Genomic DNA, 26,583 nt, shown 5'->3' with positions numbered 1-26,583 from the left:
CCGCTCCGATTGGAGCGGGCGTTCCCTAAACCACAAACTTTTTTGAACTACTTGATGTTCATTGTCCAAGCTCTGTTGCCGATTTTTACGACATACATGCCCTTGGCACCGGTATAGACTTTCTGCAACATGCCGATACCCTTGGTGGTACGGACAACGTTACCGAGGCTGTTGAACACGGTGATGTTCAAGCCCTGGGCGTTCTGAACCGTGATGTAGCCACTTGCGTCCACGTAGGCGGCGAGGTGGCGACCGTCAAGTGATTGCATCGGGAGAGCGATTGTGCCGTTCGAGCTAGAAGAGGCGACTTCGCTGGAGCTAGAACTTGCCGGCGGCTCAGAACTGCTGGAAGATTCCGGAGCAGCAGCGTTTGCGTTCTTCACGATAATTGTGCCTGCGTTCGGGACTGCGTCAAAGTAAACGTAACCGCCATCTACTTTGGATTCAAGCTTTGCTTCGCCCTGAGTAACTTCTACCTTGGTCCAGTCTGTCTTCACCTTGATGGAAAGCGGGTAGTCATACTTGGAAATGTTGTCGGCAATATTGTGCTTGAGTTCGAACGACATGGTGTTTGCTGCACCGCCATCCTTCGATTCAATCTTGGAGGCATTGCGTTCCTTAAGGTACATAGCGACATGGCCCATTGGGGCAACCCAAATGTCCTTATCGTTCTCCTTTGCCCACTTGAGGGCTCCATCGATAGCGTTGAGGTCGGTCGGGGAGTAGTTGGCGTTGCCGTTGTTCTTGCCCTGGAAACCGTGAGTGAGGAATGCTGCCCAGCCATTGCTCTGGATAACTTTCTGCATTCTGCCGGTAAAGTCGTTCGTGCTCTTGATCTGGCCTTCGGCACCAGTCATGGTGGCGGGGACCTGAGCCCAGTTGGATGGACCGTCCTTGCCCATTTCATCATTCATGCCCTTCCAGCTGCCGTTGCAGATACGGCCCACAATGTAGTTCTGCTTGACGGCGCTTTCGTTGGGTACGTTGCAGTTCGGGTAGGCGACCGTGATGATGCCGTATTTCTGCGTGATATGGTTTTCGATGCTCTTTTTCGAAGAAGCTTCTTCGCCACTCATGTTATTGCCGTGGCTATTGCTGTGGCTTGCGATTTCGTGACCTTCGTCGGCCAAACCCTGGAATCCGCTCCAGTTGGGGTTCCAGTTTACAACGAGGTTGAAGGTGGCCTTGTAGCCATATTTCTTGAACGTCGGACCTGCATCGGTCACGTGGCTCGGTGCGCCGTCGTCAAATGTAAAGGAGGCGGCCCCCTTGCGGAAGCCCGACCAGGTTGCAATTTCTGCATTCTGAGCGAAAGCTGCGCCCGCTGCGAACATCCCAACTGCGACAGAGGCAATAGAAATTTTTTTGTAGTTCATTATCCACACCTTGTTAATAGTATTATGCGAAAATAATTTACCCCCATATATAAAGAACCGTCCCACGTTAAATTTCTTTTTGTTGTATAGTAATGCAACAGGGGAGGGGTAAATTCTATATTTCCCTCTATGAACCTGCAATCTATTCTCTCCTCCGTTCTGGACGAAGTTTACGAAAAAAACGAATACCCCGCACTTGCGGCGCTTGAAAGCGAATGGACACATACCCGTCCGTTCGATGGCCTCCGCGTGCTGGTGGCAACCCCGATTTACCGCAACACCATGACCGAATACCGGGCTCTCGTGGCGGGCGGTGCCGACCTTCTCGTTGGTTTTTCGGAATTTAACGACCCCGATGTCGTGGACTTTATGAGGGAATGGGGCGTGCCCGTTGTAACGCCTGCCGAAATGCTCGAAGCTGAATCCCACGGCGAGTTTGTAGACTTGGTACTCGACTGTGCGGGACCTTTTGCGGTGCTCCACCCGAAAATTGGCTTTGTGGAACTCACGCGTTCGGGTGTACACTATTATAAAAATGCCGAAAAACCGGTTTACGTTGCCGATAGTGGTATCGTCAAGCGCATCGAGACTTCCTTGGGCACGGGCGATGGCTATTTCCGTGCTCTCGAAAAGTTAGGCTTTGGTGGCGATTTCGAAGGCAAGAAGTTCTTGGTTTTTGGTAGTGGCAAAGTTGGTTCGGGAATTGCGCTCCAGGGTGTGCGCCGAGGTTGCAATGTGACCGTTGTGACGGATTTGAAGCGCGGGCAGTCTCAAACAGCGAATTCCGAAAATGCTGAACATTCCGCGGCTCCTGAAACAATGCCCGCAGGCGATTTTTCTGCCGTCCTTGAGCAAAATGACGTGGCTGTCGTGGACTGCCATGATTATGCAACTGTCGCCTCTTTGATTGAAAATTCCGATTTTGTTGTGACGGCGACGGGAGTCAAAAACGCTCTTGCGGCCCCGGAATTGACGGAAGCACTTCTCTCGACCCAGGCGAAACTTGCCAATATGGGTGTCGAAGATGAATACGGCGAGGCCATTCCTGCCGAAAAGGTGCTCAATGGCAAGGGATCGTTGAATTTCATCCTCGAAGAACCGACGCACTTGAAGTACATTGAAACATCGCTTGCGCTCCATGCCGCCCTTGCCGAACGCTTGGTTCAAGAAGCCGCGACTCTCGAAGATGGTCTCCATTTCCCGCCGCAAGAAATTGAACAGCGCTTGCTCACCATCGCTATCCAAAATGGCGTCATTGGCCCTGAAATTTGCAGCATGCTTGGTGGCATCCCCGCTGAAATAGATTAATTCTGTCACCCCGGCCTTTGTGCTCTTTGACCACTTAGAACTTTAGTTCTTATGTGGTCATGATCCGCGTATGGGGACGGGGGCGCCTTACACAGTACATTTGAAGGAATCTCGATGACCCCCGAGAATATGAAAAAGGTCGTCGATCTCTGCAACCAGATTTCGAACATCACCTACGAGAATTTGACGAAAATCATCCGTCTGGAACAGACGGGGAGCGCCACCGGCGCCCGCAAGCTTGACGATAGCGATCAGAACGATATCGACTCCTGGATGGGCGGCGGCACCTGCTTCAGTATGACGTGGCACCTGTACCAGACGCTCACGGATATGGGTTTCAAGCCGCGTCTTGTGATGGGCCACAAACGCAAAGAGCGCAACATCCACTGCGCGCTTATCTTGCCGGACCCCGACGACCTCTCGTATCTCGTCTCTAGTCTCTCGTCTAATTCCTACCTTCTTGACCCGGGTTACTTGATTTTCGACCCGCTCCAGATGCCGCTCCCGCAGCCGTTTGGCTCCGGCGAAGCGTTTTTCCCGCTTTCCCCGAACTGCGTGCGTCTCGTGCGCCCGACGCTCGAATCGATGGAACTCTGGACAGGTGGCGCAGGCGCGCCAATGAAGCTCCGCTTCGAGTACCCCGTCGAAGGCGTCTCTGTCGAAGAATTCAAACACCACTGGAACGAGAGTTTCTACCGCGAAATGATGACCTACCCGGTCTTGAACCGCCTTGACCGCGAAAAAGGCATCCAGTATTACTACCAGAAGGGAAACCTCGTCGTTCGCAGCAGCACAGGCTCGAAAATGACGAAAATTGAGCCCGCCGATCGCGTGCAGACCCTCAGCGATATCTTCAAGCTTTCGCCTTCCATCATCGAGCAGGCGCTCCAGATTCTTGAGAAAAAGCACTAATAAATAAACTTGGCATTTGCCCCCAAATTTTCTATCTTTGCGCCCGAAAATTGAGGCTTTTACGAAGTTTTCCGCATTTTGCGGTTATTTTGAGCGGCTCCGCGCATCTAGTCCAACCATTTGCGTCTTGCGGGCCTCACGGGTGTGTTTATGGAAGATGTAATAAACAATAAAAAACTTAACGCGATGGGGACGGCTAGCATCCCGAAGATTGTCTTGCAGTTTTCGGTCCCGGCTATCATCAGTATGCTCGTCGAAGCGCTCTACAACATTGTGGACCGCTATTTCGTAGGCCAGGGCGTCGGTAGCCTTGGCATCGGCGGCATCACTATCTGCTTCCCGATAGCCCTTTTCATTATGGCGATGTCCATGATGGTTGGCGTGGGTGGCAACACGCTTTTTGCCATCCGTCTCGGCGAACGCAAGTACCAGCAGGCAGCCATTATCCTCAACAACTCCTTTGTATTGCTCATCATTATGGCGGTGAGCTCCTTTACGCTTGGCCAGATTTTCATGGAGCCGCTCCTCAAGCTCTTTGGCGCTAGCGACCAGCTTTTGCCTGTGGCCTCGAGTTACATGCGCATCATCTTGTGCGGTGCGATTTTCCAGACGATTGTCCCCGGCATGAACCACTTTATCCGCAGCATGGGCCACCCGAAAACGGCCATGACCCGCGTGATGATTGGCGCCGGCAGTAACGTGATTCTAGACTGGCTTTTCATCATGAAGTTCAACTGGGGTATCGAGGGCGCTGCCTGGGCGACCGTCTTGAGCCAGTTCATCGGCGGCCTTGCCGTGATGCAGTTCTTCGTGAAAAAGACGACGCCTATCAAGGTCAACCGCCGTTACATGAAGCTCCGCCTCCCGTACGTGCGCAAAATCTTCATTCTTGGCCTTCCGCCGAGCATTATGCAGATTAGCAACAGCCTTGTGAACGCCATTTTGGCCCGCAGCCTCACATCGTATGGTACTCGTGACTTGCCGATCGTGAACGGTATGACGGGTGGCGACCAGGCAATTGCCGCATTCGGAATCTTGATGAGTGTCGTCTCCATGATTGTTTTGCCACTTATGGGCTTTGTGACGGGCTCTCAACCGATTATCGGGTACAATTACGGTGCCAAGTACAACAACCGTGTGCGCGATACTGTCAAGTTCACCATGCTTTATGCAATTGCGTTCATCGTGGTTGCATGGCTACTCGTGATGACGAATACGCTTGCCTTTGTGAAGCCGTTTGTCCCGAACGACCAGAATATGCAACAGCTCACGTGCAAAGCTCTCCGCACCTTCATTTGCATGATGCCGTTTGTACCGCTAGGTATGGTGTCGGGTAACTTTTTCCAGGGAACGGGCAAAGCCTGGCGTTCGATGTTCCTGAACGCTTGCCGTCAGCTCATTTTGCTGATTCCGTTCCTGTTTATTATGCCGCGTTTCTTCGGACTTCGTGGAGTGTTCATGGCACAGCCCATTGCAGACTTTGTGACGGCCGTTATCGCCATAATCATGCTCCGCGCTGAACTCAAAAACATCCCGCGCATCTAGGGCGCAGTGTTGAGCAATCCATCGCTTTCGGCGATGAGCTCGTTCATCTGCGAAACTTCGGCGCCTTGGCGCGATACAAGCCCAATGGAAATCGTTACTGGGATTCTCGAATCCATCCACGAGAATATGTGGCGTTCAATCACCAGACGCAACTTTTCGGCGCGCTTTGTTGCGTCTTCTGGCGAAATCCCGTTCATGAGGAGCAGGAACTTTTCGCCCTCGTAGCGTGCGAGCAAGTCCGAATCGCGCTTCTCGTCGTTCAGCAAACGTACGACTTCCTTCAAAATCAGGTCTCCGCACATTTCACCACAAGAATCCGTCAAGTGCTTAAAGTTGTCCACGCGGATCATCGCCACATGGATAAATGAGCCCCCGCGGCGGGCGCTGACAAGTTCGCCTGCCGAACGGTCCAAAAAAGCCTGCCGGTTCAGGACTCCCGTCAGTTCGTCCATTGTCGCCGCTTCGTACAGCTCACGGCTAAAAGCCTCCTCGTTCGGATCCTTGTAGGCAATCTTCAATACCATCTTGCCAATCTGGAGCCTGTTGTCCGAATCGAGAATCTGCTTGTGAATGTAGTTGCCGTCGACGAACGTTCCGTTCGTGCTACCGAGGTCTTCGACCGTCACGCTCTGGCCATCAAACGTGAGCGCGCAATGCCTGCGGCTCACTAGCTCGTCTTCGAAACGGATGTCGGCGTCTTGTCCACGACCGAGCACCACGGTCCCTAATTCGAGCGGAAGCTCTGCGAACTCGCTTTGAGGGTACAGCACGATCAAGTGCGGATGAACGGTCATCGGTTTTAAAATTTCCATAAAATCCCTTGTAAATCCCGACCCAAATATAGGAAGTCTTAATGGACCAAAGCGTTATAATACAATTATGATACGCACTATTTTGTAAGTGAAATTTTACTTATTGTAAAGCAAATTTTAAAACGTGATTTTAGTGTTGAAAACGTGTTGATATTTTATAGCGTTCGCCTATATAAATTTTTTTTCACATATCTTTAAAAGAAAAAATTTCCTTTTTTCAATTAAAAAAGTAGATTTCGTGTCTGTGTGGCTTATCAAGAAGGCCAGTCTTTTTGCTATGCCTCATTGGATTAAAAACCCAAATGGATGAAAAATATGAAAATACGTTATAACGCTTTGCAAAGTTTTGCATTGATGATGAGTCTGCTTCTCGTTGGAGTGTCAGGAGCATGGGCAGACTTGAAAAAATCACAGATGGGCAATGACGTTTGTTCACCCAAGATTCACTTCCAACTTCCTGATGGTTGGACTACCGCATATTTGATGATTGGCGGTCAGGGTGTAGCATTCCCTAAGGCTGATGCTGATGGCTGGTCTATGATTGACCTTGGCGCCACAAAGACGAATGACGGTGCTACGTTCTTCATCAACGACGTCAACAACAGTGCTTGCAATAACAGCAGATGCGTGACGACATCGGGCATTATCACTGGCCTGAATGGCGATGCCAATAGCGTAGGCTTTACCTGCAGCTCTATTGGTAAAGACGATGGCATGGATTTCTGGATTATGGCCCATCCGGACGTGAAGAAAGAAGGGGCTATTTATACGAAAAACTCTATGCCGGTCATTAGAGATTTCTACGTCTTCTTGCCGAACAATACGACATGGAAGAGCGCAGAACCGATGCTCTATGAAGTGGCTGCCGACGGCAAGGCTGTTGACACAAAGATGTACAACGATGCCGATAACTGCGGATGGTATTACAGACGCTATATCGATGAAGACATTCCGAAGAGCGTCCTCATTCATCGCGATGACGATGAAGATAGAGCAGATGCTATAGGTCAGAATGGTGCTTGGGAAGAAAACCCGACTGCAACGCCGATTCCTTTGTATGACTTTATGGAAGCTTTCGTTCCGCCTGAGGACTTCCAGGGCGCTGTCTACTTTGTTGCTGACGAAGAAGAAGCTAAAAAGCTTGCCAACAAGTCCAATCCGGGTTGGTCTACAACGCGCCCGGCCGCACAAGGTACTTGCGGTTACGATTTGGCTGCTATTATTTATGATACTGACGCTTCTTTGCATGGTGCATTTACTTGCGCTCCGAACTGGTCTCAGGCTATTGATGGTACTGAGAAGGTCAAGTACAATGCTTGCTACTACAATACAGCAAAGTTCCCGGTCAATTCCACGGGTGAAGCTGTTGTTCCGTGCGTTGGCGTGACTAAGGGCATGGTCGAAAGCACTCTCGCCACTGACCCGACGACTAAGAAAAAGTACATGGTCCTTACCGCAAAGGGTAAGCAGTGCTTCGGTGCTCAGGCCGAAGCCGCTTTCAAGGCTATGTTTAACTACACCGAAGGTGTGAACGAACAGTACTGCTTCAATATGGCCTTTAGCCAGGCTAAAGATGGCAAGTTTGAATTCGAATCTGACAATTACAAGAGCCCCGGTGCTCCGGTTACTGGCGGTTTCTATCCGGCTGAACAAGAACCGGATGCAACGATGATGATTTCTCCTCGTTTGGCTGCTGCCGAAACGAAGCGCAAGGCTGAAGGCCCGACATTCTTCTGCCCGGATGATCCGAACAATAAGACTTCTCAGACTCCGATGGGCCTCCGTACCCTTCATGAAGAACAAGGTGTTCCTCTGAGCGACCTTATCTGTAATGGTGGCGGCTGGGAAGGCGGCATTGACTGCGAAGGCCTCTTCTCTGCTGGTTCTGAATTCAGTAAGGATGGCACTCCGACCGAAGATGGTGAAAGAATTCAGGCTGCATTCAAGAAGTCCTATGGCAAGAACGTCACCTGGGGTGGCGATGGCTGGGGCTGGTCCTGCGAATGGATGGCTGGTGCTATTCCGGATACTTGGCCTGCTTTATATGATGAAGGTACAGAAAACATTGCAAAACCGAATGCTCAGGGACAGAATTCGGGTAAGCATCGTTGGACTTCTACGGAAGGCGGTAATGGTGATGACGGTAAAGGCTTCACCAAGGCCGGTCGTAACCAGCATTTCTGCTTCGAATCTCACGCTACGTTCCGCTTCAAGAAGAACTTGAAGTTCAGCTTCCGTGGTGACGACGATATTTGGGTATTTATCAATAACAAGTTGGCTGTGGACCTCGGTGGTACGCACTTGGCTGCTCCGGGCTTCGTAGACTTGGACAAGTTCATGCCGGATGCTAAGGTTGGCGATACTTATCCGATTGACATCTTCTTCTGCGACCGTCGTACGACGATGAGTAACGTCCATATCAAGACGAACATGTTCATCGAACAGAAGAACGGTATCGACCCGCTTGCAAACCAGGATAAGGCTGACTACTTTGAAAATGGTAACAACCATTACCTCATCTGCTATACCGAATCTGGTGACGGTTCTTGCGCTGCTGCTTTGAGCGCCTCTGTTGCAGACTCTACTTGCGGTTCCAACATTAAGCAGCCGATTACCTACGAATTCACGAAGGATAAGACTGGTGCTAATCCCGCTGATGTGGTTGTCTCTGCCGAAGACTTTAAGACTTCTCCCAAGCAGTATGGTGGTGGTATCGATGTCTCTAAGCCGGGTGAACCGATTATCAACAAGGATATCTTGAAGAACTACTTTGCCAAGGGCGGTCAGTTCTATCTTTTGATCCATATCGGCAACCAGACCAGAGCTATCGAAGTTAAGATTTCGGGTTCTATTGGTATTGCTGATCGCAGTGCAGAATTCGTGGATGACAATGATAACCATATTCCGGGCTTTGATTTCAAGGGCCGCGCTATGGCTTCCAATCCGGCTGACGATGGTTCTATCGCTCTCAACCAGATGGTTCCGCTTTACATCGCCGCTATCAGCGATCCTTGCACTGGTGAAGGCGCTTGCGACAAGAATCTCGAACTTTCTTCTGCTAAGGGTTCTCCTTACACGCTGACCGTAACCAATGATAAGGCCCTCTTCTATGAATTGAAGAATGGCGTTCTCTCTCCGTTTAAGCCCACGGACAACCGCAAGATTGGCGATGGCGGTGTCGATACGATTTACGTGACGATTCCGTTCGATGAAATGAAGTCTGCTGTCGAAACTGTTAGCATCAGTGTTTCTGGTACTACTCGTACTGCAAATGTCGACTTCTTTGTGCCGACGCTCAAGTTTGTGGATTCTGACTCTACATTCAAGGTCATCACGAAGGATGCTGATAGCTACATTCGTATGAAGGGTCAGTCTTACAACTTCTACGTTGTCGCTCTCAACCCGGACACGACAATTTGCACGGATTGTAACTTCTCGTTGCTCAGAAGTGCTTCCTTGTCTTCTACCGGTGTCGATCTCATTTCTGCTGCCGAAGTCGTGAATGGCCGTGCTACATTTACCATCCGTTCTTCTGTGGTCTACTTAAGAGATGACGCTGGTAATGGTACTGCAACGTTTACGATTCTTGGCCCGAGCACAAAGTTGATGTCTGCTTCTTACACGAACATGCAGTTCCAGGAACCGCCGGTTCCGACTCCGCAGTTTGCTGATATCTTTGACGTGTACGGTGTTCCGTCTCAGGTTGAATTGAATATGCCGGACACTCTCTTGTCAAAGACTGGGAAGTATCTTGATGGTAAGGGCGACTCCCTCGTTGTTTACTACCATCGTCAGTTCAACAGGGACTCTCTCCCGAATAAGATTGTCGTCTATTGGAGCGACGATAAGAAGGATTCTGTAGTCTTTGATGAAACTGATATTGCAAGAGGTGTTTCTTGCGGTGCAGCATTCGGTCTTGATGAAGATGTCTGCTTGAATAGAATTGCTCTTAGCCGCGTTGATGAAAAAGGCGAACATATCACGCTTTCTAAGAATGTGAAGACGACTGGTACGGGTACGGTCAAGTCCTGGGCTACCTACTGTCCGAAGTTTAACGACGACGGTAAGACTTGCGCAACGGATCCTGTGACTGCCAACTATGAAGGCATCATTTATGACCGTATTGCTCCGATCATCCTCTCCGCTGAAATGATTGCTGACGGTACTGCCGGTGATTTGGCTCAGTTGAAGCTCAAGTTCTCTGAAAAGGTCCAGAAGACCGCTCAGGGCTCTCTCGAGGGTAACAATGTGTTCTCTTACTACATCAACAATGGTAAGAACTCCCAGTATGTAGACTTCATTCCGCTTGCACCGAACATTACGCTTGCAGACAAAATTGATGAAACGTTTACATTGCTCTTCAGCAAGTCTACGACCTTCCCACAGGCTAATGACTATGTCCACTTCAGAGGCCTTGATGGCATTGGCTTTATGGAAGACCAGTCCGATTATAAGATTGCTGATTCTCTCCGTAACGCTTGGTCTGCTGATGACGCTACCGTTGGCTGGAATACCGCTCCGGCTTACGATGCAACAGTTCGTCTGCCGTCTCCGTGGGTCAAGGTTACGGGTGACGTGGATTCCTATGTCAAGAGAATTCGTAAAGATGGTATCGGTTTCGTCCCGCTGACTATGGCTGAAGCCGCTGCGCTCCCGCCGACCGAAGTCATCCCGTTTGATGCAAACAAGGATGAAGGTCAGTTCATGGAAGCTATGATTGCTAAGAGCTCTGTCGACCCGGCTATGGCTAAGTATGGCTTTGCTCCGAACGGCTGGTTCATCATGAGCGATATGGGCTCATTACTCTCTAAGGATAAGTACGCTAAGGTCAAGAAGGAAGATACGTACCTCGATTACGATCTTCACATTTATTCGAACTTGGGTGCTCATGTCTTGAGCGAACACAAGCGCATCTACTGCGATGACGAAAAGAACAAGGTCGAACACGGCAGATACTACTTCGAAGGTAAGAACTGCGTTGACGTCCGTAGAAGCTTCTTCGTTGTTTGGAACAACAAGAATGCAAAGTCTCGCTTTGTGGGTACTGGCGCATTCATCTCCAAGATCAAGACATTCGTTAAGCTTGGTAACGTCGATAAGAAGTACAAGCACGAAAAGTCTGAAATGTGGGGTGTCCGCTCCAAGAGAAAAAAGTAATCGGTGACTTAAAACTCACTTATTAGAATTTCAGAAAGCCTCCCTTCGGGGAGGCTTTTTTTACTCTGTCACCCAAGCTTTCTTCATTCCCGCTACGATACAGTCATTCCTCTTCGAGGTCTGACTGCTGCGGGTATCAAATGCGAAATCACAAGAGACCTCTCGCTTGATACCCTTGCATGTCATTCCCCTAAAGGGGTCTGACTTGTTCGCCTCGGATATAGAAACATGCAAGCATGTTTCTGCATCACTCGGCTCCTTTGTCATTCCACTTCGTGGCATGACAGCTGCGGCTCGGCAATAAGAATGAGTATACTCATTCTTGCTGCACTCGCCTTGCATGTCATTCCCGCCTCCGAGCGGGAATCTCCATACACTTTTTTTTTATCAATTTCTATATTTCAACACATGCGAAAGTTTTTAATTGCAGCTTCTTTATGCGCTTTGGCTTGGGCCGGATCGCCAACTGATATGGATTCTCTTTTCCGCGGTAACGAATACAAGCCGACGCTCAGTGCTTCGCTTCGCGATACGACGAGTAATTCTGCCGTCCCTGCTAAGGTCACGGGCAAGAACGATAAGTCCGATGGATTCTACATGCTCCAGTTCGAAGCCGTGGGTGACTTTGACGCCGCTCAGCGTCGTAAGGCTCAGCTCTCTGCAAGTACAGGTTATACCATCCAGGTTGTCTTCGATACGCCGTTCTACAAGCTTCGCGGTGGTGGATGGACAAAGCGCAAGGTCGCCGAGGATAAGGCTCGCGAACTCTCCGCTTATAACATCAACGCCTTTGTCGTCAAGATTCGATAAAGCGATTCAACGCGTTTAACGCACAAAGAGCAGGCAATAGCCTGCTCTTGCTTCGTTTTTAGACCAAGACTTTACTGGATTCTTCGCTCCTTGGCTGTCGCTCAGAATGACTTTTTATACTAACGCTTACAGCACGCCGAGCATCTGCTTGATGCTGTGGTCATCGAGCTTGAGGAGGGCGCGTTCTTCGGGCGATATGTATGATATCTTGCGTTCGCTGTCAGGCCTCTTGGAGCGGTCGCGCAGCACGACGTTCTTGTTTGTGAGAGAATAGAAGAACGGCCCCGTTTTGACGAACAGCTTCTGGTGCAGTGCTTGCTTGATGGCTTCGTTCAATGCGGCGCTGATCTTTGCGCTTGTGCGTTCGACGTGGTGCAGTTCCAGCATCCTTTGCAATAAGACCTCGCCGTGGATGGGCGATTCGCTGTCGATGTAGAACTTCAGCTGCTCGATGAGAGCCTCTTTTGGAAGCTCGGAGATGGATTGATTCTCCGTCCCTGCAATGGCGGGGTGCTTTACGCAGTACGGTTCGATTTTCACAGAAATGCCTGTTTCAGCATCATCGAGAGGAATGTCTTCTTGCGGTGGCGGTGCGACGCTTTGTTCGATCGCAATTGTGGCGATGAGGTTTTCCTTTTCGTCGGCATTCGAAATATTCCAAAGCGGGAGCCACATGTTAAGGACCTTCCATCCGAATCTTGAGAGTGCATTGGGGCGTGTGTATTCGCGATCTTCGATGGATTCCTTGTAAGGGGCTCTGCTGCAGTCGCTTTCGATAACGGCGAGGAAACGCTTTGAGTTGTTTGCGTCAATGACGACTGGACCTACCGGAATGTTGCCTGTCGAAATGCAGTCCTTGAAAGGAATGCTTTGCTTTACAAACAGTTCCTTAATTTGTGTGTCAAGAATGGATTCGGGTGCGTCGTTGTTCGCGGTTGCACATTTCGAGCTCTTTAGAGAACTGACCCATTCCTGGAAAAGATTGGGCTTCACAGTTGCAAGCTTGTCCGCATCATCGTCCGAGATGAAAAGCGTAAGGCTTTGTTTGGCAAGCGTTGTGCAAATTGAAAGCTTGCGGGTGCTGGCAACACTTGAAATGCAGTCGATATCGGCGCAGACAAAGATGACATCGCGGTAAAGATCTACAGCGCGTTCAATGGTCTTGATGTAGAATTTATTTGAAAGGTTCCCTTGCGTAAAGAACGGAACCAGGCTAGGATTCTTTTGCAAAAGCGCCTGAATGGCGTTTTCGATTTCACTGCAAAGATTTTGGGTCGATGCTACAATTCCAAGAGTCTGGCTTGGGTTCTTTGTCGCGTGCTGAACCGCTTTTTCTGCAATGGACAAGACTTTGTCGCGGACGGTTTTAATCGTCTGCATTTTGCTTGTGGATAATGTCGAATTCGGGAACTGGGCCATTTCGTTATTGTAGATTTTGCTGTTGGCAAAACTGAATAACGACGGATCTGCGTATTGCGCTGTGTAGCCAATCACACGAGTCGGGATTCCCTTGCGGAGCGCAGCCGAAAGTACATTGTCCTTGAAGAAAATGGACTGCGACGAAATATCCATGTTGCATGCGTCTGTCGGTAGCATTTCGAGTGCCGGGGCGCATGGGTTTCCAAAGAGAATAGCTTTCTTTGTCTTTAAAATCCCTGGCATGGCTTCGGCAATTGTCATGCAATCGGCATCCAAAAATAGCGTTGCGTCAAACGACTCGAAATCACAGTCGTATGTTTGCGATAACGTAACGATCTGGAGCTGTGCTGGCGAATCCTTGATGCATTCGTGCGCGGCACGGAAATTTGCGTTGCAGAACTGATCTAGCTGCGTTCGGAATAACTTGCCCTGTTGCTTTCGATTCTTCGATGACGGGCTGAAAAGTTCAGGGCATTTGGCGGTTGCGGCCTGCATTTGGCTGTTGGTCCAGGCGCGGGCAAATGCCATGGGAATATCCTTGTTCGCATTCTTGGTATCGCTTACGAACTGGGCCAGGTTTTCGCATGGCGAATCGCTGATGTTTTCCATGTGCTCGCGGAGCTGCAAGTAAATGTCCTGTGCATTCCACAATACGGACCAGCGTTCAATCTTTTCGAGCCATGAATCCACGTTTTGCGTTTCCATGGATGTGCTCAAGTTGAACGATTTGCTTATGCTTTGGAGCTTCTTCTGCAATTCTTCGGCGCTGACCAAGATGCGGTCCAGCTTTTCAAAGTGCTGCCTGAACAGGTGCCACTTGGCGAGAAGCTGAAGCAGGTAGTCGTGCTGGTCGCTATTCTTGATGCGTGCTCGGAAGACGTAGTAATGGCGGATTTTATCGGCCAAGTCCTTCCAGTCAGTTTTTTCGTATTTCCAGTCTCTACCGAACAAACGAGCGGCAAGTACAGAGGAGTCTTTGTACTTGCGCCTGTATTCCTGCATTTCGATAAGCTTGTCGATTTGCTCGATAAGCATGTCATCGGAGGTGATGTTCTTAGGGTCTTTGAAAACACTGAGCAAAATGCGCTTTGGCCTACGGTAATGATCCGAGAGTGCCTTGAGTGCAGAACTCAAGCTTTCTTCAAATTCTTTACGAGCAGCAAGGACGTTGGCATCGATGGCTTCGTCCGTGAAAATGTCGGAACCTTTGCGACGGTAGCTTGACCAGCGAGCTCCTGCGTTCGGTAAATCGTTCAGGTCATCTTGATAGGCTATCCAACCGTTTGAATGCAGGTCCCAGTCTTCAAAACCGGGCATCTCGTTGTCGAAGTTTTTCTTGAAGACACTTGCGAGTGCAAAAACATCCGAAAGCTTAATCCCATCGAGGTAAAGCTTGGATTTGTTCATGCATTCGACAAACGGCTTGATGGTTTCGACTAATGCTTTAGCTTGTTCCAGGTCTTCGCCAATTTGGGTCTTGCGATCTTGCGATACAGCTGGTAGCGTGATTCCCTGGAAGGCGTTATAAATTTCGATTCCGTTTTCGTTGAAGAATAGTTGCTCTATTTGTTCCAAGCTCGTTTGCATGGACTTGAACTTTTTATAGCGCACATCTTCGATGTTCTTGAAAAGATCGCTTGCAAACTTTGTCTTGACCGATTTTAATTTTGCAATTTCATCAAGCAGCTCGGTGAGCGTCACTCCACTGGGCTTGAGCGGGAAATTGACGGCATCGTAATACGAGACGAGTTTTGCTCGGGTGTCGCTGAGCGATGTCTTGAGCGTATCGCGGTCAGGACCTTGGAACGAACGGAACGGCGGGTTCCAGGCGTTTTCAAAGTTGAACTTGGTGATGGCCCTGCGGCATACTACACAGACTTTTTTCTTTTGTTGGATAAGGTCTGCGACGATGTTGACAGCGACTTTAGATTTTTCGCTTCCTGGGAGCGTTTGAATAGCGTAGGCGCTATCTCCGTCTAGAGCGTCAATGACAGCCTTGTTCGTCTGCGAATCGGTTGTGTAGGGGAAAAAGTGATCGGCAGGGTTATAAACGTGGTCGTAGGGGATTTCTTCAAAAAGCGATGGCTTTGGCAAAAATCCGTCATTACCAATCGTTGCTATGAAAAATTCGTTGTTTGCTGCTTTGGCTGTTGCCCAGCATTCGTTTGTGAGCTTCTTTTTGAGGAGGAGCTTGTTTGTGCTGTAGAACGTGATGCAATAGCCGTTACGTGTAAACTTCCAATCTGTTTTGGGCTCAATTCTTTTTTCGAGCGTATCGAAAAATTTCTGAATTCCAAAAGTGCCATTCTTGATAAAGTCTAAAGCCTTTGGAAACTTGATGTTTTTATCAAGCATCGGAAGCGCAATGTTTTCGACAGGGGCACGTGTGGAAATAGCGACGGTGTCGTTTTCGGCATCGTAGGTCAGCGGGATGAGGATGGCCGGGGCAAGGGACTTTTCGCCCCATTTGATGAATCCCGTTGCCATGTATAAATCCTGATTGCAAAAGTCCTCGACTTTTGTCTTTAAAATATTGCAGAATTTTTGAAGATCGGCTGCTTGCTTTTCTTCATCGTATTTTGAGGATACGGGGAAAAACTCGGCAAGTGCGCGCGGCGTGGGCTCTTTTTGCCATGCTTCAAAAAATTGGTCGCCGTTGCCTAAAAGCAGTGGAGACTGGAACTTGTTCTTTTGAGAAAAATTGAGCAAGCGGTCTTTGCTTTCAAAGACTGCTGCCTCTTCGCGGATTTTTTCAATGGTTGCGGACACTGACGTTGATGCCATGTCTCGAATATAAATTTTTTTTAACCTATCTAGGTTGGAATTTGATCCATAATTATGGATATAGCGTCAATGAGGGTAATCGGGGAGTCCGATTCTGTCAGATGCGCCTTGTGGCAGACTCGTCCGAAGAGCATCTCGGGGGTGATGCCGGCTTCTTTGTCTTGGCGCAGGCTATGGGCGAGCTCGCGTTTGGAAAGCTTCTTGTTGTTGTCGTCCACGATGAGCGGGTGGTGCAGGTAGACAGCGCGTTCTTTGCGGCCAAGTGCTTCCATGAGCGCTATTTGGCGGGCTGTGGAGTTGCGGATATCTTCTCCGCGGACGATATGTGTGATTTGCTCGTCGATGTCGTCGACACAAACGGCAAACTGGTAGGTCCATTGGTTGTCGCGGTCGCGGATCGGGAAGTCGCCACACTGGAGTTTTGGGTTCTCGTGAAAGTCCCCGAGGCGCAGGTCGTGCCAGTCGATAACTTTATTGGGGACGATAAAACGAAGGTTATGCGGCGCTGAGTTGCTACTCAAAACTTCACTGGATCCTTCACTTCGTTCAGGATGACGAATTGCTTCGCTCAGGATGACGAGATGTTTGCATTTTCCCTGATAAATGATTTCACCGGTTTCGCTTTGCGGATTTTCGGCGAGGAGTTGCTTGCGGCTGCAATAGCACGGATAAACGAGCGACTTGTCGACAAGTTTTTGGAGGGCGGCTTCGTAGATAGGTCCGCGGGCACTTTGTATGCTCTCGGAATCGTACTTGAATCCAAGCCACTCCAAATCTTCTCGGATGCCTGCGATGTAAGCGGGGCGCGCGCGACTCTGGTCATGGTCTTCGATTCTCAGATGGATTTTTAAATCCCATTTTTTGGCAGCCGCCCACACATAAAGAGCCGAAAGCAAGTGGCCTTCGTGAAGGTAACCCGTGGGGCTCGGTGCGAATCGAATTTTTCCAGACATGGTGCAAATGTAGTTACGGAGCAAATATAAGTTGTAAAAATGTTACTAAAGTCACACAAATTCTATGAAAAAACATATTTATTTTGTTTTTTGCGTCAAAACGCCATTTCTTATGATATATTAATAAACGATGGGATGTCAAACTGGAGTATTTATGGGTGGAATGAGTCTTTCTAGAGCCTGTGTGGCTCTGTTCTTTGCGTTTGCAGCAAATGCTTTCGCTAACGATGTTGTCGCTACGGCTTCGAACGGCGCAACGGTAATATTACATGACAATGGTCGATGGGAGTATCATCAGAACAACAGCAATATTCGCGATGTGCGCCAGAGCGCTATTCCCGAAGATGCGAAGTTCAATGTGATGGTGGAATACGAATCTCCGGACCGCGTGCGCAATAATGTTCGCCTTGCTATGGAAGCCGCCTATGCGACTGAAGAAGAAATTCGTGACAGCCTGAGAGCCGTTCCGAAGGGCGGTTACATCTATTTCCAGGTGAAAACGTCGCAAATCAAGAAGGGAATGCCCCGCAAGTTGACGTACTCGTTGTACGATGGCAGCAAGAAACCTATATTTACGAAAACAGCTTACGATACCGATGCGGTTCCGAGTGAACAGAGAGGCGTTTCTAACCTGCTCGTCGTCCCTGTTTACGGGCACCCGAAGTCCAATGTGATGCTTGCGCGTGTGCAGGCTCGAGACGGGATGGAGACGCTCGATATCGATATCCCCGTTAGGTAATTTGCATTGCTAAAATTTGCGGTAGTCGATCTCGAAACGACCGGCGGACATGGTGAAGATAATCGTATAATGGAAATCGGAATCGCCCTGATGGACGGTTCCGAAATTGTTGAAACGTACCACGCGCTTGTAGATCCAGGAACGCCGATTACGCCGTTTGTCCGCGAACTGACGGGCATCACCGACGAGATGGTGAGTGGACAACCGCAATTTGGAGCGATTGCAGAACATGTGGCAGCACTTTTGCAAGACCGCATTTTTGTAGCACACAACGTCCAGTTCGACTGCAAGTACATGACTGCGGAACTGAAGCGCTGCTGTATTAAGTTCAACCCAGCGAGACTTTGTACGGTAAAGCTTTCGCGGCGTGTGTTCCCGGGGCAGCCGAGTTACAGTTTGCACAAACTCACGGAATCGCTGGGGCTTCCAGACTTTAACCATCACCGTGCCTTGGACGATACGCTTGCTGCGGCCGCCATTTTGAAATCGGCTTTGGAGAAGGTCGGCGAGGCTGGCGTGATGAAAAACGTCGTGAATATCTCCGTTGCCAAGAAACAGGCGTTTAGTAAGTAGGGCTTGACAAAATTGCGTAAATCGCGCAAAAAAGTGTGACAACTATAGTTTACCAACTCTTTATCAACATGTTTTTGGTCATGCTTTGAAATAAATTGATACGATTTTGTTTTTTTTGTTTACTTTAAAAAAGACAACAGGAGAGGAGCTTATGTCTATCAAGCTTAAAAAATATGCAGCGGTTGCTGCGTTTTCGTTCGTGTCCATGCTTGCGTTTAACGCATGCGGTGAAGATTCTGAAGGCCCTCAGGGACCTGCAGGAGAACAAGGCGTTGCTGGCAAAAATGGAGAGAATGGCACTAGTTGCAGTGCTAAAGCTTTGGACGATGACTCCGGTTATGAATTGACTTGTGGTGGCAAGGTGGTCGGCACCATAAAGAATGGCACCAATGGAACTAATGGTAAAAATGGAACAAACGGCGTCAATGGTGTCAATGGCTCAAGCTGCACGGCAAAGGCCTTGACGGACAAATCGGGCTTTGAACTCTCTTGTGATGGCGAAGTTGTTGGCGTTATCAAGAATGGTTCGAATGGAGCCAATGGTATTAATGGAACAAATGGCGAGAATGGCACAAGCTGTAGTGCTAAGGCTCTTGATGATAAATCTGGTTATGAATTAATCTGTGGTGGTGAAGTTGTCGGAATGGTTAAGAATGGCTCCAATGGAAAAAACGGCACAAGTTGCAGTGCGGAGCCTCTGGCCGATAACTCCGGTTTTGAACTGACTTGTGGTGGCAAGGTGGTTGGTACCATAAAGAATGGTGAAAATGGTAAAAAAGGTGAAGAAGGCTCCAGTTGTAATGCTACGGCGCTTGCTGATGAATCTGGCTTTGAACTTTCTTGTGGTGGAAATGTTGTCGGTATAATCAAAAATGGGACCAATGGTGTTAAAGGCAGGAATGGTTCTAGCTGTACGGCTTCTGCTCTCGAAGATGGTTCTGGTTTTGAACTGATGTGTGGTGGTGAGAGCGTTGGCATCATCAAGAATGGCAAGGATGTAGAGAAGGTCCGCGGTGTTGGTTTCGATGCCTGGTACTATGGAAAGAATAGTGCGGATGGATTTTGTAGCCCCAATCATCGCGTCCTCTCCAGTGGTATAACTGATCCTGATAATTTTGCGGATTGTGAACTTGTGGGTGAAAATGTTGACTGGAATGGTGGCTGGTGGTATATGGGAAAATCGGGTGTAACCGAGGCCTATTGGGGGCCTAATTATGATGAGGTAATTGAAGAAGATCCTGAACAGGGTAAGTATTTTGCAGATATGTATTTTGAAGTAAATGACGATCAAGAGCTTGTCCATGAGGGGCATAATATCATATCGGTTAAGGTTGTTCAGCCTGAGCCTGATAATTATGATGAAAATGTAGACGGCGAAAAGACAGAAAACTTCTGGATGGGCTTTAATGTAACTCCAGATGAAAATAATGGCTCGGATGTTTCCTCTTGGCTTGGTTTATGTTTAAAGTATAAAGCGGATAAGCCGGACATGAGACTTGCTTTGCTTTCTATGGAAGCGGGTGAAGAATTTGAATCGCTTTCTTATATGTTGCCAGAAACATTTGGAGATGGGGATGTCATAAATATCCGCTGGTCTGATTTTTCTCGTGTCAATTGGGTTCCTAGAAACGAATGGAAAACAATTAATGAAACTGTACAACATTTGTATACGATAAGATTTTATTTCTCACTGTGGGACGATGCCGGTGAAATAAAATTTGATATTGAAAAAATCGGTGCCTACGGCACTTGTGAAGATTAACAAACTAACAACTCAACAAGCGGGGAGCTTATGAATAAGAAACTGTTAAAAATGGCAGCGATTGCTGCGGTGTCTTTCTCTACAATGGCTTTCGTGGCTTGTGGAGATGATAGTTCGGATGCCAAGCCTTCTGCACCGACAGTAAGTAGTGGCATGATTCTTAATGAAAGCAGTAGTTCTGCGGTATCAACGAGTAGTGCTGACCTTAATGGATTATGGTACTACTTTATAGATGCTGGAAATGAAAATGCTGATGTAAAATGGGGACCGAATCCTGATCAGGCTGCGATTGTTGATGAGTATACTCCCGGCGATGGTAAGCCTGTTGACCAGCAAGTTTTGGTTCGCTGTAATGGCGGCGTTTGTGGCAAGGTATATTTGACGGCTACAGATGGCTCTTGGAACGCTTTGCTTCTCCAATACTTTCTTGGACCAGATAGTTTGGAAGGATACAATTTTTCTTCTGTGCTAGGGGTTTGTATAAGATATAAAGCTGTATATTCAGGAAGCTCTGTAGATTATCTTAATGCACTTCAATCAATGCAAGTACGATTGGAAGTTGCTGATAATTATGTGTCTTCTCGTAATTACAATGCAAAATTTGGATATGAAGTTGACGAAAATTTAATTACAGGCAACAAAGGCGAATTAAGGGTCTTGAATGTGGCTTGGACTGATTTTACGACTAATGAATACTATGCAAATGAAGCGTATACCATAGCTGATGCTGTGGCTCATATGCATGCAATTCAAGTTGTTTTCACTCAAAATTCTGATTATGATGTGGCAATTCGATTTGATATCGAAAAAGTCGGAGTCTATGGCACATGCGCTAATTAAAGCTTTAATATTCCAGCTTTATATTTGAGCTTCAGGATGCGGGCGGCGGATTCTTCAATCCGTCGCTTGTATTTTGAACTTTTATCGGAAAGTTCCATCATGATGTCGAGCATGTCCTTGGCTTTGGACGTGTAAGAAATCATGAGAATGTCATTGCCTGCGTCGATGATGGCAGTGATGAGGCGCTTGAAATCTTTTTCCGGATAGTTTTTGCGAGGAGGAATTTGCGTTTTGCCGCTTGCCCAGGCGCGAAGCGAGGTGCCCCAGAGGTCATCGGTAAGCACGACCATGTCCGGGAATCCACGGCGTGCCATTTTGACTATGTTGGCGTCAAAGACGGCGGGGCGGCTGGAAATGCGCAAAAAGTGGACGCTCGACATCATTGTGACGGGGATGTCTTTGGAGAGAGTCCTGAAAAAGCTCGCGTTCTGGTTGATTCTTTCTTTGGGCGAGGCGCTGATGGCGATTTGCAAGTCGCTGTTGGTCCAGGAATCATAACCGGGGAAGTGCTTTGAAACGCAGATGACGCCGTTGTCGCGCATGCCGTTGACGAATGCTCTGACTTTGTATGCGTTCGTGGTGTCGTTACCCCAGGAGCGGCGGCTTTCTTCCATGAACGAATTTGTGCCGCGGTGGTCTTTGGACGGGTCCAGAACCGGGGCCAGATTCATATTGATTTTGATGTCTTTGAGTGTACGCCCGATTTTCTTCGTGAGTGTGTAAATTTGCGTGGTGTCCATACGGCGCATTTCGCGGGCGCTCGGGAGGCCTTCCCATTGCTTTGAATACGATACTAAACGGTTAACGAGGCCGCCTTCTTGGTCGAGTGCCGTGAAAAGAGGAATCTTCAAGTTCCTGTCGATTTCGTCCATTCGTTCTTTGTAATTGTCGAAACTGCGGAGGTGCTTGCCTGTGATGAGCACGCCGCCGAGTTCGTTCTCGATTATGAATTGCGGAGAGGTGAGGAACACCATGATCATTTGGCCTGCTTTTTGGCGCATGGACATGGAATTCCACAACGGCATGAGTTCATCGGGCAAGTTGTACGGATTTTTGCCGGACTTAGCAACGCTCGACGAAGACTGTACTGTTGTGGACGAGCTGGAGGTTGTGAGATTCGTTGAGTCTTTTGCGAGAGTCGCGGAACTAGAGGTCGCGGAAGAGCTTGATGTCGCGAGAGTCGCGGACGAACTGCTCACGGCGGGCGTCATCTGCTGTACGCTTGACGAGGATTCTATCACGCACATGGTCTCTTCGGACGATGAACTAGCGTACAATAGCGTTTCGTTCTGTGCAACAGGGGCTGTGTTCTTTGCAGAAGCGCTTGTTGCGGGCATGATGATGCTATCTTCGATGGCCAACGGCGCTTTAGCTTTAGGAATGTTTCCCGAAGCAAGCGCAGAACAAGTCGCGAAAAGAACAAGTGTAAGTAAAAGTCTAAAGGTCATGTATTAATATTCATTGTGTCTTCTTGACACAGAAATTCATTTGTCATCCTGACACTGAAAGTGGAAGGATCCAGTGAAGTTTAACTGGATTCTTCGTCCTTGTGGACTCAGAATGACGTTCTTGGAGTATTACTCTTCACTTTTCTTCTTTACACCGAATCGGCGGGGCTTGAATTCACGCGGTGGGAATTCGAACTTGAGCTTGCCTTTCACAAGCGTGAGGTACGCATCGAACAGGCGGCGTGTCTTATTGCTGCGGAAACCCTTGATGAGCGAAGTCTTTTCGCCGGCGAGCAGTTTCTTGATGTCGTCGAGCGGGAGTTCCTTGCCCAAAAGAATCTTCGGGAGCGTAATGCCACTCGGTTCTTTTTTCACGTAGCTTTCGGAGACGTAGCCTGTGAGCGTTTCGTAAACGTCGGAGCCGTCTACCGGAGACTTGCCGATAACTTCACCGAGTTCGATTTCTTCGGGCTTTTCGTCAAAGACAAATTCAACCTTGTTCTCGTCGTTAATGATGAGAACGGCCGAGAATTCAGCGCCCTTCTTGCTGCGGAAACCTGTGAGCGGTCCAATCTTGCGCTTGGTCAAGAGCTCTACGATTTCGCTTTCGGTGAGGTGCTTGCCACCAATAATCTTGCGGATGACGATGCCATCTTCGGTGGTATAGCGGCTGACCGTTTCGAAAACCTTCTTGCCGTTCACGGGGCTGAAGCTTGCTTCGTCGGTCGTGCTTTCTTCCTTGAATCCCTTGATGTTTTTCACCATCGTCTTTGTCATTTCAACGATGCCGTTCATGAACGTTTCGCGAGATTCCTTGCCTTTCGAGATGAGGTCCATCTTGTATTCCCATTCGCCGGTGAGTTCCGGGCTGGTAAGGGCTTCGCAGTTCATGGCGGAGAGAACTCTGATGAGGTCGAAAGCCTTTGCGGTCGGGATCATTTCCTTGCCATCGCGGACAACGTACTTGTCGCTCACGAGCTTTTCAATGATGGCGGCGCGTGTGGCTGGCGTTCCGAGACCGCGTTCCTTCATGGCGTCACGCAGTTCGTCGTCTTCCACAAGTTTACCTGCACTTTCCATCATCGACAAAAGCGTGCTTTCGGTGTAGTGTGCAGGCGGCTTGGTAAAGTCTTCTTTAGCGTCAATTTCGAGCGTCTTGGCGGTGTTGCCGTTCAGCTTCGGAATGTTCGATTCTTCGTCGGATTCCTTGCCGTAAATAGCCTTGAAGCCCGGGTCCACGAGAATCTTGCCTTCGGTGATGAAGGTCTCGTTTTCGACGGTCGTGATGCGGGTCGTGTTCAAGTACTGCGCTGGCGGGAAGAACACCGCGATAAAGCGCTGGCAAATCATCGTGTAGATTTTTTCTTCGGCTTCGGAGAGTCCCTTCGGCACGACGCCTGTCGGGATGATGGCGAAGTGGTCCGAAATCTTCGAGTTGTCAAAGACCTTCGGCGTACGCTTCACGTAGTTCTTGTCCAAAGCTTCTTGAGCGAACTTGGCGAGCGGACCTTCGATTTTTCCGAGGGTTGCCTTCACCGGAGCCACGTAGTCTTCGGGCAGGCAGCGGCTGTCGGTACGCGGGTACGTGGTTGCTTTGTAATGTTCGTAAAGCGATTGCGCAATGGAAAGCGTTGTCTTGGCGCTGAATCCAAAGCGGTTGTTCGCTTCGCGCTGGAGCGTGGTAAGGTCATAGAGCTGGCCGCACTTCTGCAGGCTCGGGGCGGTGGTCTCTTCGATGGAGCCTGTTTTGCCCTTGCATTTGGCGAGAATTTCCTGAGCGCGAGCTTCGTCAAAAATCTGTTTGACGCGGTCCTTGTTATTTTCTTTATCGACGGTGAACCACTTGCCTTGGTAACCGGCGCCGGAGTTATCGAACGAGGCTTCAATGGTCCAGAACTTTTGCGGAACAAAGCGGTTGCGTTCTTCTTCGCGCTTCACGATGATGGCAAGCGTTGGGGTCTGCACGCGTCCGCACGGCGTAATCTGGAAGCCGCCCATAGAGCTGTTGTAGGCGGTGAGGCCACGGCTGCCGTTCATGCCTACGAGCCAGTCGGCTTCGCTGCGGCAGAGGGCGGCGTTCCTCAAGTTCACCATGTCTTCTTCGGTGCGGAGGTGTTCAAAGGCGTCCTTGATGGCGGCAGGCGTCATGCTCTGCATCCAAAGTCTCTTGAACGTCTTGCCCTTGAAGTTCCCCTTGAGGATGTAGTCCACGATGTAATAGAAAATCAGTTCACCTTCGCGGCCCGCATCGCATGCGTTTATAATCGTCGTCACGTCCTTGCGCTTGATGAGCTTGCCGAGGGCGGAGAGATGGGCTCTAGTGGTCGGGAGGGCGACGAGCGGGAACTTTTCGGGGAGCATGGGGAGCGTCTTCATGTCCCATGCCTTGTAGCGTTCGTCAATATCCTTCGGGTCGGCGATACCAACAAGGTGACCGATCGCATGGCTTACGATGGTCGTGTCGCTTTCGTAATAGGCGGTTTCTTTCTTGAAGGACTTTGCACCGAGCACTTTGACGAGGTCGGCTGCCACGCTGGGTTTTTCCGCGATGATGAGCGTCTTACCTTCGACGGCCGCTTTTGCCGTTTTGGTGGCGGTCTTCTTTGTAGTGGTTTTAGTTGTCGCCTTAGTTGTTGTTTTAGTCGTTGCCATTTTTATTTCCACTTAAAACGTCCGAACAGTCCGAACAGTACGGCCAGTACGGTAAAGGGGGCGTGGATGAACTCAACCGGGATGCACCACTTGAGGAGGTGTTCCTGCTTGAATATTTTGAGCCCGCGAATAATGAGAACCATGTCGCCAACGCTCTTGCACAAGAACGCTATCAATGTGGCGACGAAAATTTTGAAACTGAAAATCGAGAATGCTGCGGTGATGCAGAGCATGGTGAGAAACAGGAATACCATCGAGAGCACAAAGACGATTTTGGGAGTGTAGTAGATGGTCTTTGATGCCCAGCGCTTGCGCTGTTCCCAGAGGGCCTTGAGTGTTTCCTTGCCGTTTGTGGTGACGAACGTGGCGGGCGTGATGCAGTAGCGCATGGCCCATGGACGGTCGGCTGCCAGTTTTTGCATCAGGAGGTCATCGTCTCCGCTCTGGATCTTGATGACGCCTGTAAAGCCATTCACGCTCTGGAAGAAGCTCTTGCGGTAGGCGAGGTTGTTGCCAGTGCTTGTGAGCGGGAGGTGCATGGCGAGGCCTGCTGTGCCTGCGATGCGGTAAATCAGCGTTTCAACCGCCTGCATGCAGATGATGAACGGCGAACTCTTGTCTGTTGGGATGTACGAATGCCCGGCGACAAGTTCAATCCCCGGTTCAAATTCCTTGACGAGGAACTTGATCCAGGACGGCTGTACGATGCAGTCGGCGTCTGTGAGGCAGAGAATTTCACCGTTGCAGGCGTCAATGAGCTTCGAAAGAGCCTGCTTTTTAGGGCTCACGCCTTCGGGGATGGAATCAATCGTGAGCACATGGAGGCGTTCAAACTTTGCTTCGTATTCCGCGAGAATCTTCGGGGTGTCGTCCGTGGAGCGGTCATCGGCTACCCAGACCTCCCATTCGCCCTCGTAATCTTGCGAGAGGACGGAATCGAGCGTTTCGCGGATGCCTTCGGATTCGTTACGCGCTGCAATCAGGATGCTTACCTTCGGGAGCGGTTCCGGATCGGCAAAGCCTTCGCGCACTCGCCCGAGCGCACGGTAGAACCGCACTTCTAACCCGAGATAGAAGATGGCGAGTATTGCCAAAAGCCCGATGGCTACGTATGTCAAAACCGTAAGGAACATTGTTCTTCGGCAAAATGTAATAAGGTTTTTTTGAAAGTTTAAAACGCTCCCTCAAAATCGCGGGGCATTTTTGCGTATATAATATAATAGTAAGTAACTAAGTGCTGAACACGTGGGCAGTGACTAGTGCAAGCTCTTGATAAACTCTGGCGCAAAATCTACACCATTTGACCACGTAATTGTGTGGGCTTGCAAGCAGAAATCCTTGAACACGTTTAGGTCTGCGAGTTGCTTCACTATTGCTCGATGGTCTGATTTGATGACTTTCTCAAAATCTGCAACAAAATGATATCCGTCATTGAATGTGACGGATATCTTGTAATTGTCAATATATTTTGCGTCTATCACATGCAGCATTGT

General features: G+C 49.2%; 18 protein-coding genes. 10 read left to right on the top strand and 8 right to left on the bottom strand.

The annotated features are described in order from the left end of the window. Positions 1 to 47 precede the first annotated feature (47 nt). Positions 48 to 1,376 carry a polysaccharide deacetylase family protein gene (locus CRN95_RS04290; protein ID WP_097020169.1) on the bottom strand — a complete coding sequence of 443 codons (1,329 nt, stop codon included), beginning with the start codon at positions 1,374 to 1,376 and terminating at the stop codon, positions 48 to 50. 129 nt (positions 1,377 to 1,505) lie between these two features. Between CRN95_RS04290 and CRN95_RS04285 the strand changes: the two genes are divergently transcribed. The 3 genes from CRN95_RS04285 to CRN95_RS04275 all read left to right on the top strand — a co-directional run bounded on the left by CRN95_RS04285 (position 1,506) and on the right by CRN95_RS04275 (position 5,141). Next, positions 1,506 to 2,684 carry an NAD(P)-dependent oxidoreductase gene (locus CRN95_RS04285; protein WP_097020168.1) on the top strand — a complete coding sequence of 393 codons (1,179 nt, stop codon included), beginning with the start codon at positions 1,506 to 1,508 and terminating at the stop codon, positions 2,682 to 2,684. Between the two features lie 114 nt (positions 2,685 to 2,798). Next, positions 2,799 to 3,596, top strand: a complete 798-nt coding sequence (locus tag CRN95_RS04280; RefSeq protein ID WP_097020167.1) for a hypothetical protein — start codon at positions 2,799 to 2,801, stop codon at positions 3,594 to 3,596. A gap of 150 nt (positions 3,597 to 3,746) precedes the next feature. After that, complete coding sequence (locus tag CRN95_RS04275; protein ID WP_097020166.1) at positions 3,747 to 5,141, top strand: MATE family efflux transporter; 1,395 nt, start codon at positions 3,747 to 3,749, stop codon at positions 5,139 to 5,141. On the opposite strand, the gene CRN95_RS04270 is transcribed toward CRN95_RS04275, so the two are convergent. Next, positions 5,138 to 5,953, bottom strand: coding sequence for a GGDEF domain-containing protein (locus CRN95_RS04270; RefSeq protein WP_235002866.1), 816 nt, complete (start codon positions 5,951 to 5,953; stop codon positions 5,138 to 5,140). The two genes, CRN95_RS04275 and CRN95_RS04270, sit on opposite strands and share 4 nt — an antisense overlap. A gap of 315 nt (positions 5,954 to 6,268) precedes the next feature. Between CRN95_RS04270 and CRN95_RS04265 the strand changes: the two genes are divergently transcribed. Further along, a complete protein-coding gene (locus CRN95_RS04265) occupies positions 6,269 to 11,110 on the top strand; it encodes a fibro-slime domain-containing protein (protein ID WP_159462271.1) in 4,842 nt (1,613 codons plus the stop codon). Positions 11,111 to 11,518: 408 nt separating this feature from the next. After that, positions 11,519 to 11,920 carry an SPOR domain-containing protein gene (locus CRN95_RS04255; protein ID WP_088630550.1) on the top strand — a complete coding sequence of 134 codons (402 nt, stop codon included), beginning with the start codon at positions 11,519 to 11,521 and terminating at the stop codon, positions 11,918 to 11,920. 126 nt (positions 11,921 to 12,046) lie between these two features. Here the strand turns inward: CRN95_RS04255 and CRN95_RS04250 are convergent, their stop codons facing one another. Together CRN95_RS04250 and CRN95_RS04245 are read right to left on the bottom strand one after the other, a co-directional pair. Continuing rightward, entirely contained in the window at positions 12,047 to 16,123 is a 4,077-nt protein-coding gene (locus tag CRN95_RS04250) for a hypothetical protein (protein WP_097020162.1), read from the bottom strand. Between the two features lie 29 nt (positions 16,124 to 16,152). Beyond that, positions 16,153 to 17,076, bottom strand: a complete 924-nt coding sequence (locus CRN95_RS04245) for a glutamate--tRNA ligase family protein (protein ID WP_088630657.1) — start codon at positions 17,074 to 17,076, stop codon at positions 16,153 to 16,155. Between the two features lie 154 nt (positions 17,077 to 17,230). On the opposite strand from CRN95_RS04245, the gene CRN95_RS04240 reads away from it, so the two are divergent. The 4 genes from CRN95_RS04240 to CRN95_RS04225 all read left to right on the top strand — a co-directional run bounded on the left by CRN95_RS04240 (position 17,231) and on the right by CRN95_RS04225 (position 20,990). Further along, positions 17,231 to 17,815: a hypothetical protein gene (locus CRN95_RS04240; protein ID WP_088630552.1), complete on the top strand. Its 585-nt coding sequence runs from the start codon at positions 17,231 to 17,233 to the stop codon at positions 17,813 to 17,815. A 6-nt stretch (positions 17,816 to 17,821) separates the two neighbouring features. Continuing rightward, positions 17,822 to 18,388: a PolC-type DNA polymerase III gene (locus tag CRN95_RS04235; RefSeq protein WP_088630553.1), complete on the top strand. Its 567-nt coding sequence runs from the start codon at positions 17,822 to 17,824 to the stop codon at positions 18,386 to 18,388. A gap of 151 nt (positions 18,389 to 18,539) precedes the next feature. Beyond that, positions 18,540 to 20,150, top strand: a complete 1,611-nt coding sequence (locus CRN95_RS04230; RefSeq protein WP_097020161.1) for a hypothetical protein — start codon at positions 18,540 to 18,542, stop codon at positions 20,148 to 20,150. Between the two features lie 30 nt (positions 20,151 to 20,180). Then, on the top strand, positions 20,181 to 20,990 hold the full coding sequence (locus tag CRN95_RS04225) for a hypothetical protein (protein WP_097020160.1): 810 nt from the start codon (positions 20,181 to 20,183) through the stop codon (positions 20,988 to 20,990). Here the strand turns inward: CRN95_RS04225 and CRN95_RS04220 are convergent. After that, a complete protein-coding gene (locus CRN95_RS04220) occupies positions 20,987 to 21,970 on the bottom strand; it encodes a glycoside hydrolase family 3 N-terminal domain-containing protein (protein WP_159462270.1) in 984 nt (327 codons plus the stop codon). The genes CRN95_RS04225 and CRN95_RS04220 overlap by 4 nt on opposite strands. On the opposite strand from CRN95_RS04220, the gene CRN95_RS14760 reads away from it, so the two are divergent. Beyond that, complete coding sequence (locus tag CRN95_RS14760) at positions 21,963 to 22,445, top strand: hypothetical protein (RefSeq protein ID WP_159462269.1); 483 nt, start codon at positions 21,963 to 21,965, stop codon at positions 22,443 to 22,445. The two genes, CRN95_RS04220 and CRN95_RS14760, sit on opposite strands and share 8 nt — an antisense overlap. Positions 22,446 to 22,567: 122 nt before the next feature. Here the strand turns inward: CRN95_RS14760 and CRN95_RS04215 are convergent, their stop codons facing one another. From CRN95_RS04215 to CRN95_RS04205, 3 genes are all read right to left on the bottom strand, one after another. After that, positions 22,568 to 25,090, bottom strand: coding sequence for a DNA topoisomerase III (locus CRN95_RS04215; protein WP_097020158.1), 2,523 nt, complete (start codon positions 25,088 to 25,090; stop codon positions 22,568 to 22,570). Positions 25,091 to 25,092: 2 nt separating this feature from the next. Further along, complete coding sequence (locus CRN95_RS04210) at positions 25,093 to 26,223, bottom strand: glycosyltransferase (RefSeq protein ID WP_097020157.1); 1,131 nt, start codon at positions 26,221 to 26,223, stop codon at positions 25,093 to 25,095. Between the two features lie 123 nt (positions 26,224 to 26,346). Beyond that, positions 26,347 to 26,580 (bottom strand): DUF2442 domain-containing protein, encoded by a 234-nt coding sequence (locus CRN95_RS04205; RefSeq protein WP_014546645.1) that lies wholly within the window; start codon positions 26,578 to 26,580, stop codon positions 26,347 to 26,349. Positions 26,581 to 26,583 lie beyond the last annotated feature (3 nt).

The organism is Fibrobacter sp. UWB16 (genome assembly GCF_900215325.1).
In the GTDB taxonomy this organism is placed as follows: Bacteria; Fibrobacterota; Fibrobacteria; order Fibrobacterales; family Fibrobacteraceae; genus Fibrobacter.
The sequence above is the reverse complement of the archived record's forward strand: the minus strand, read 5'-3'. Positions and strand labels throughout refer to the sequence as shown.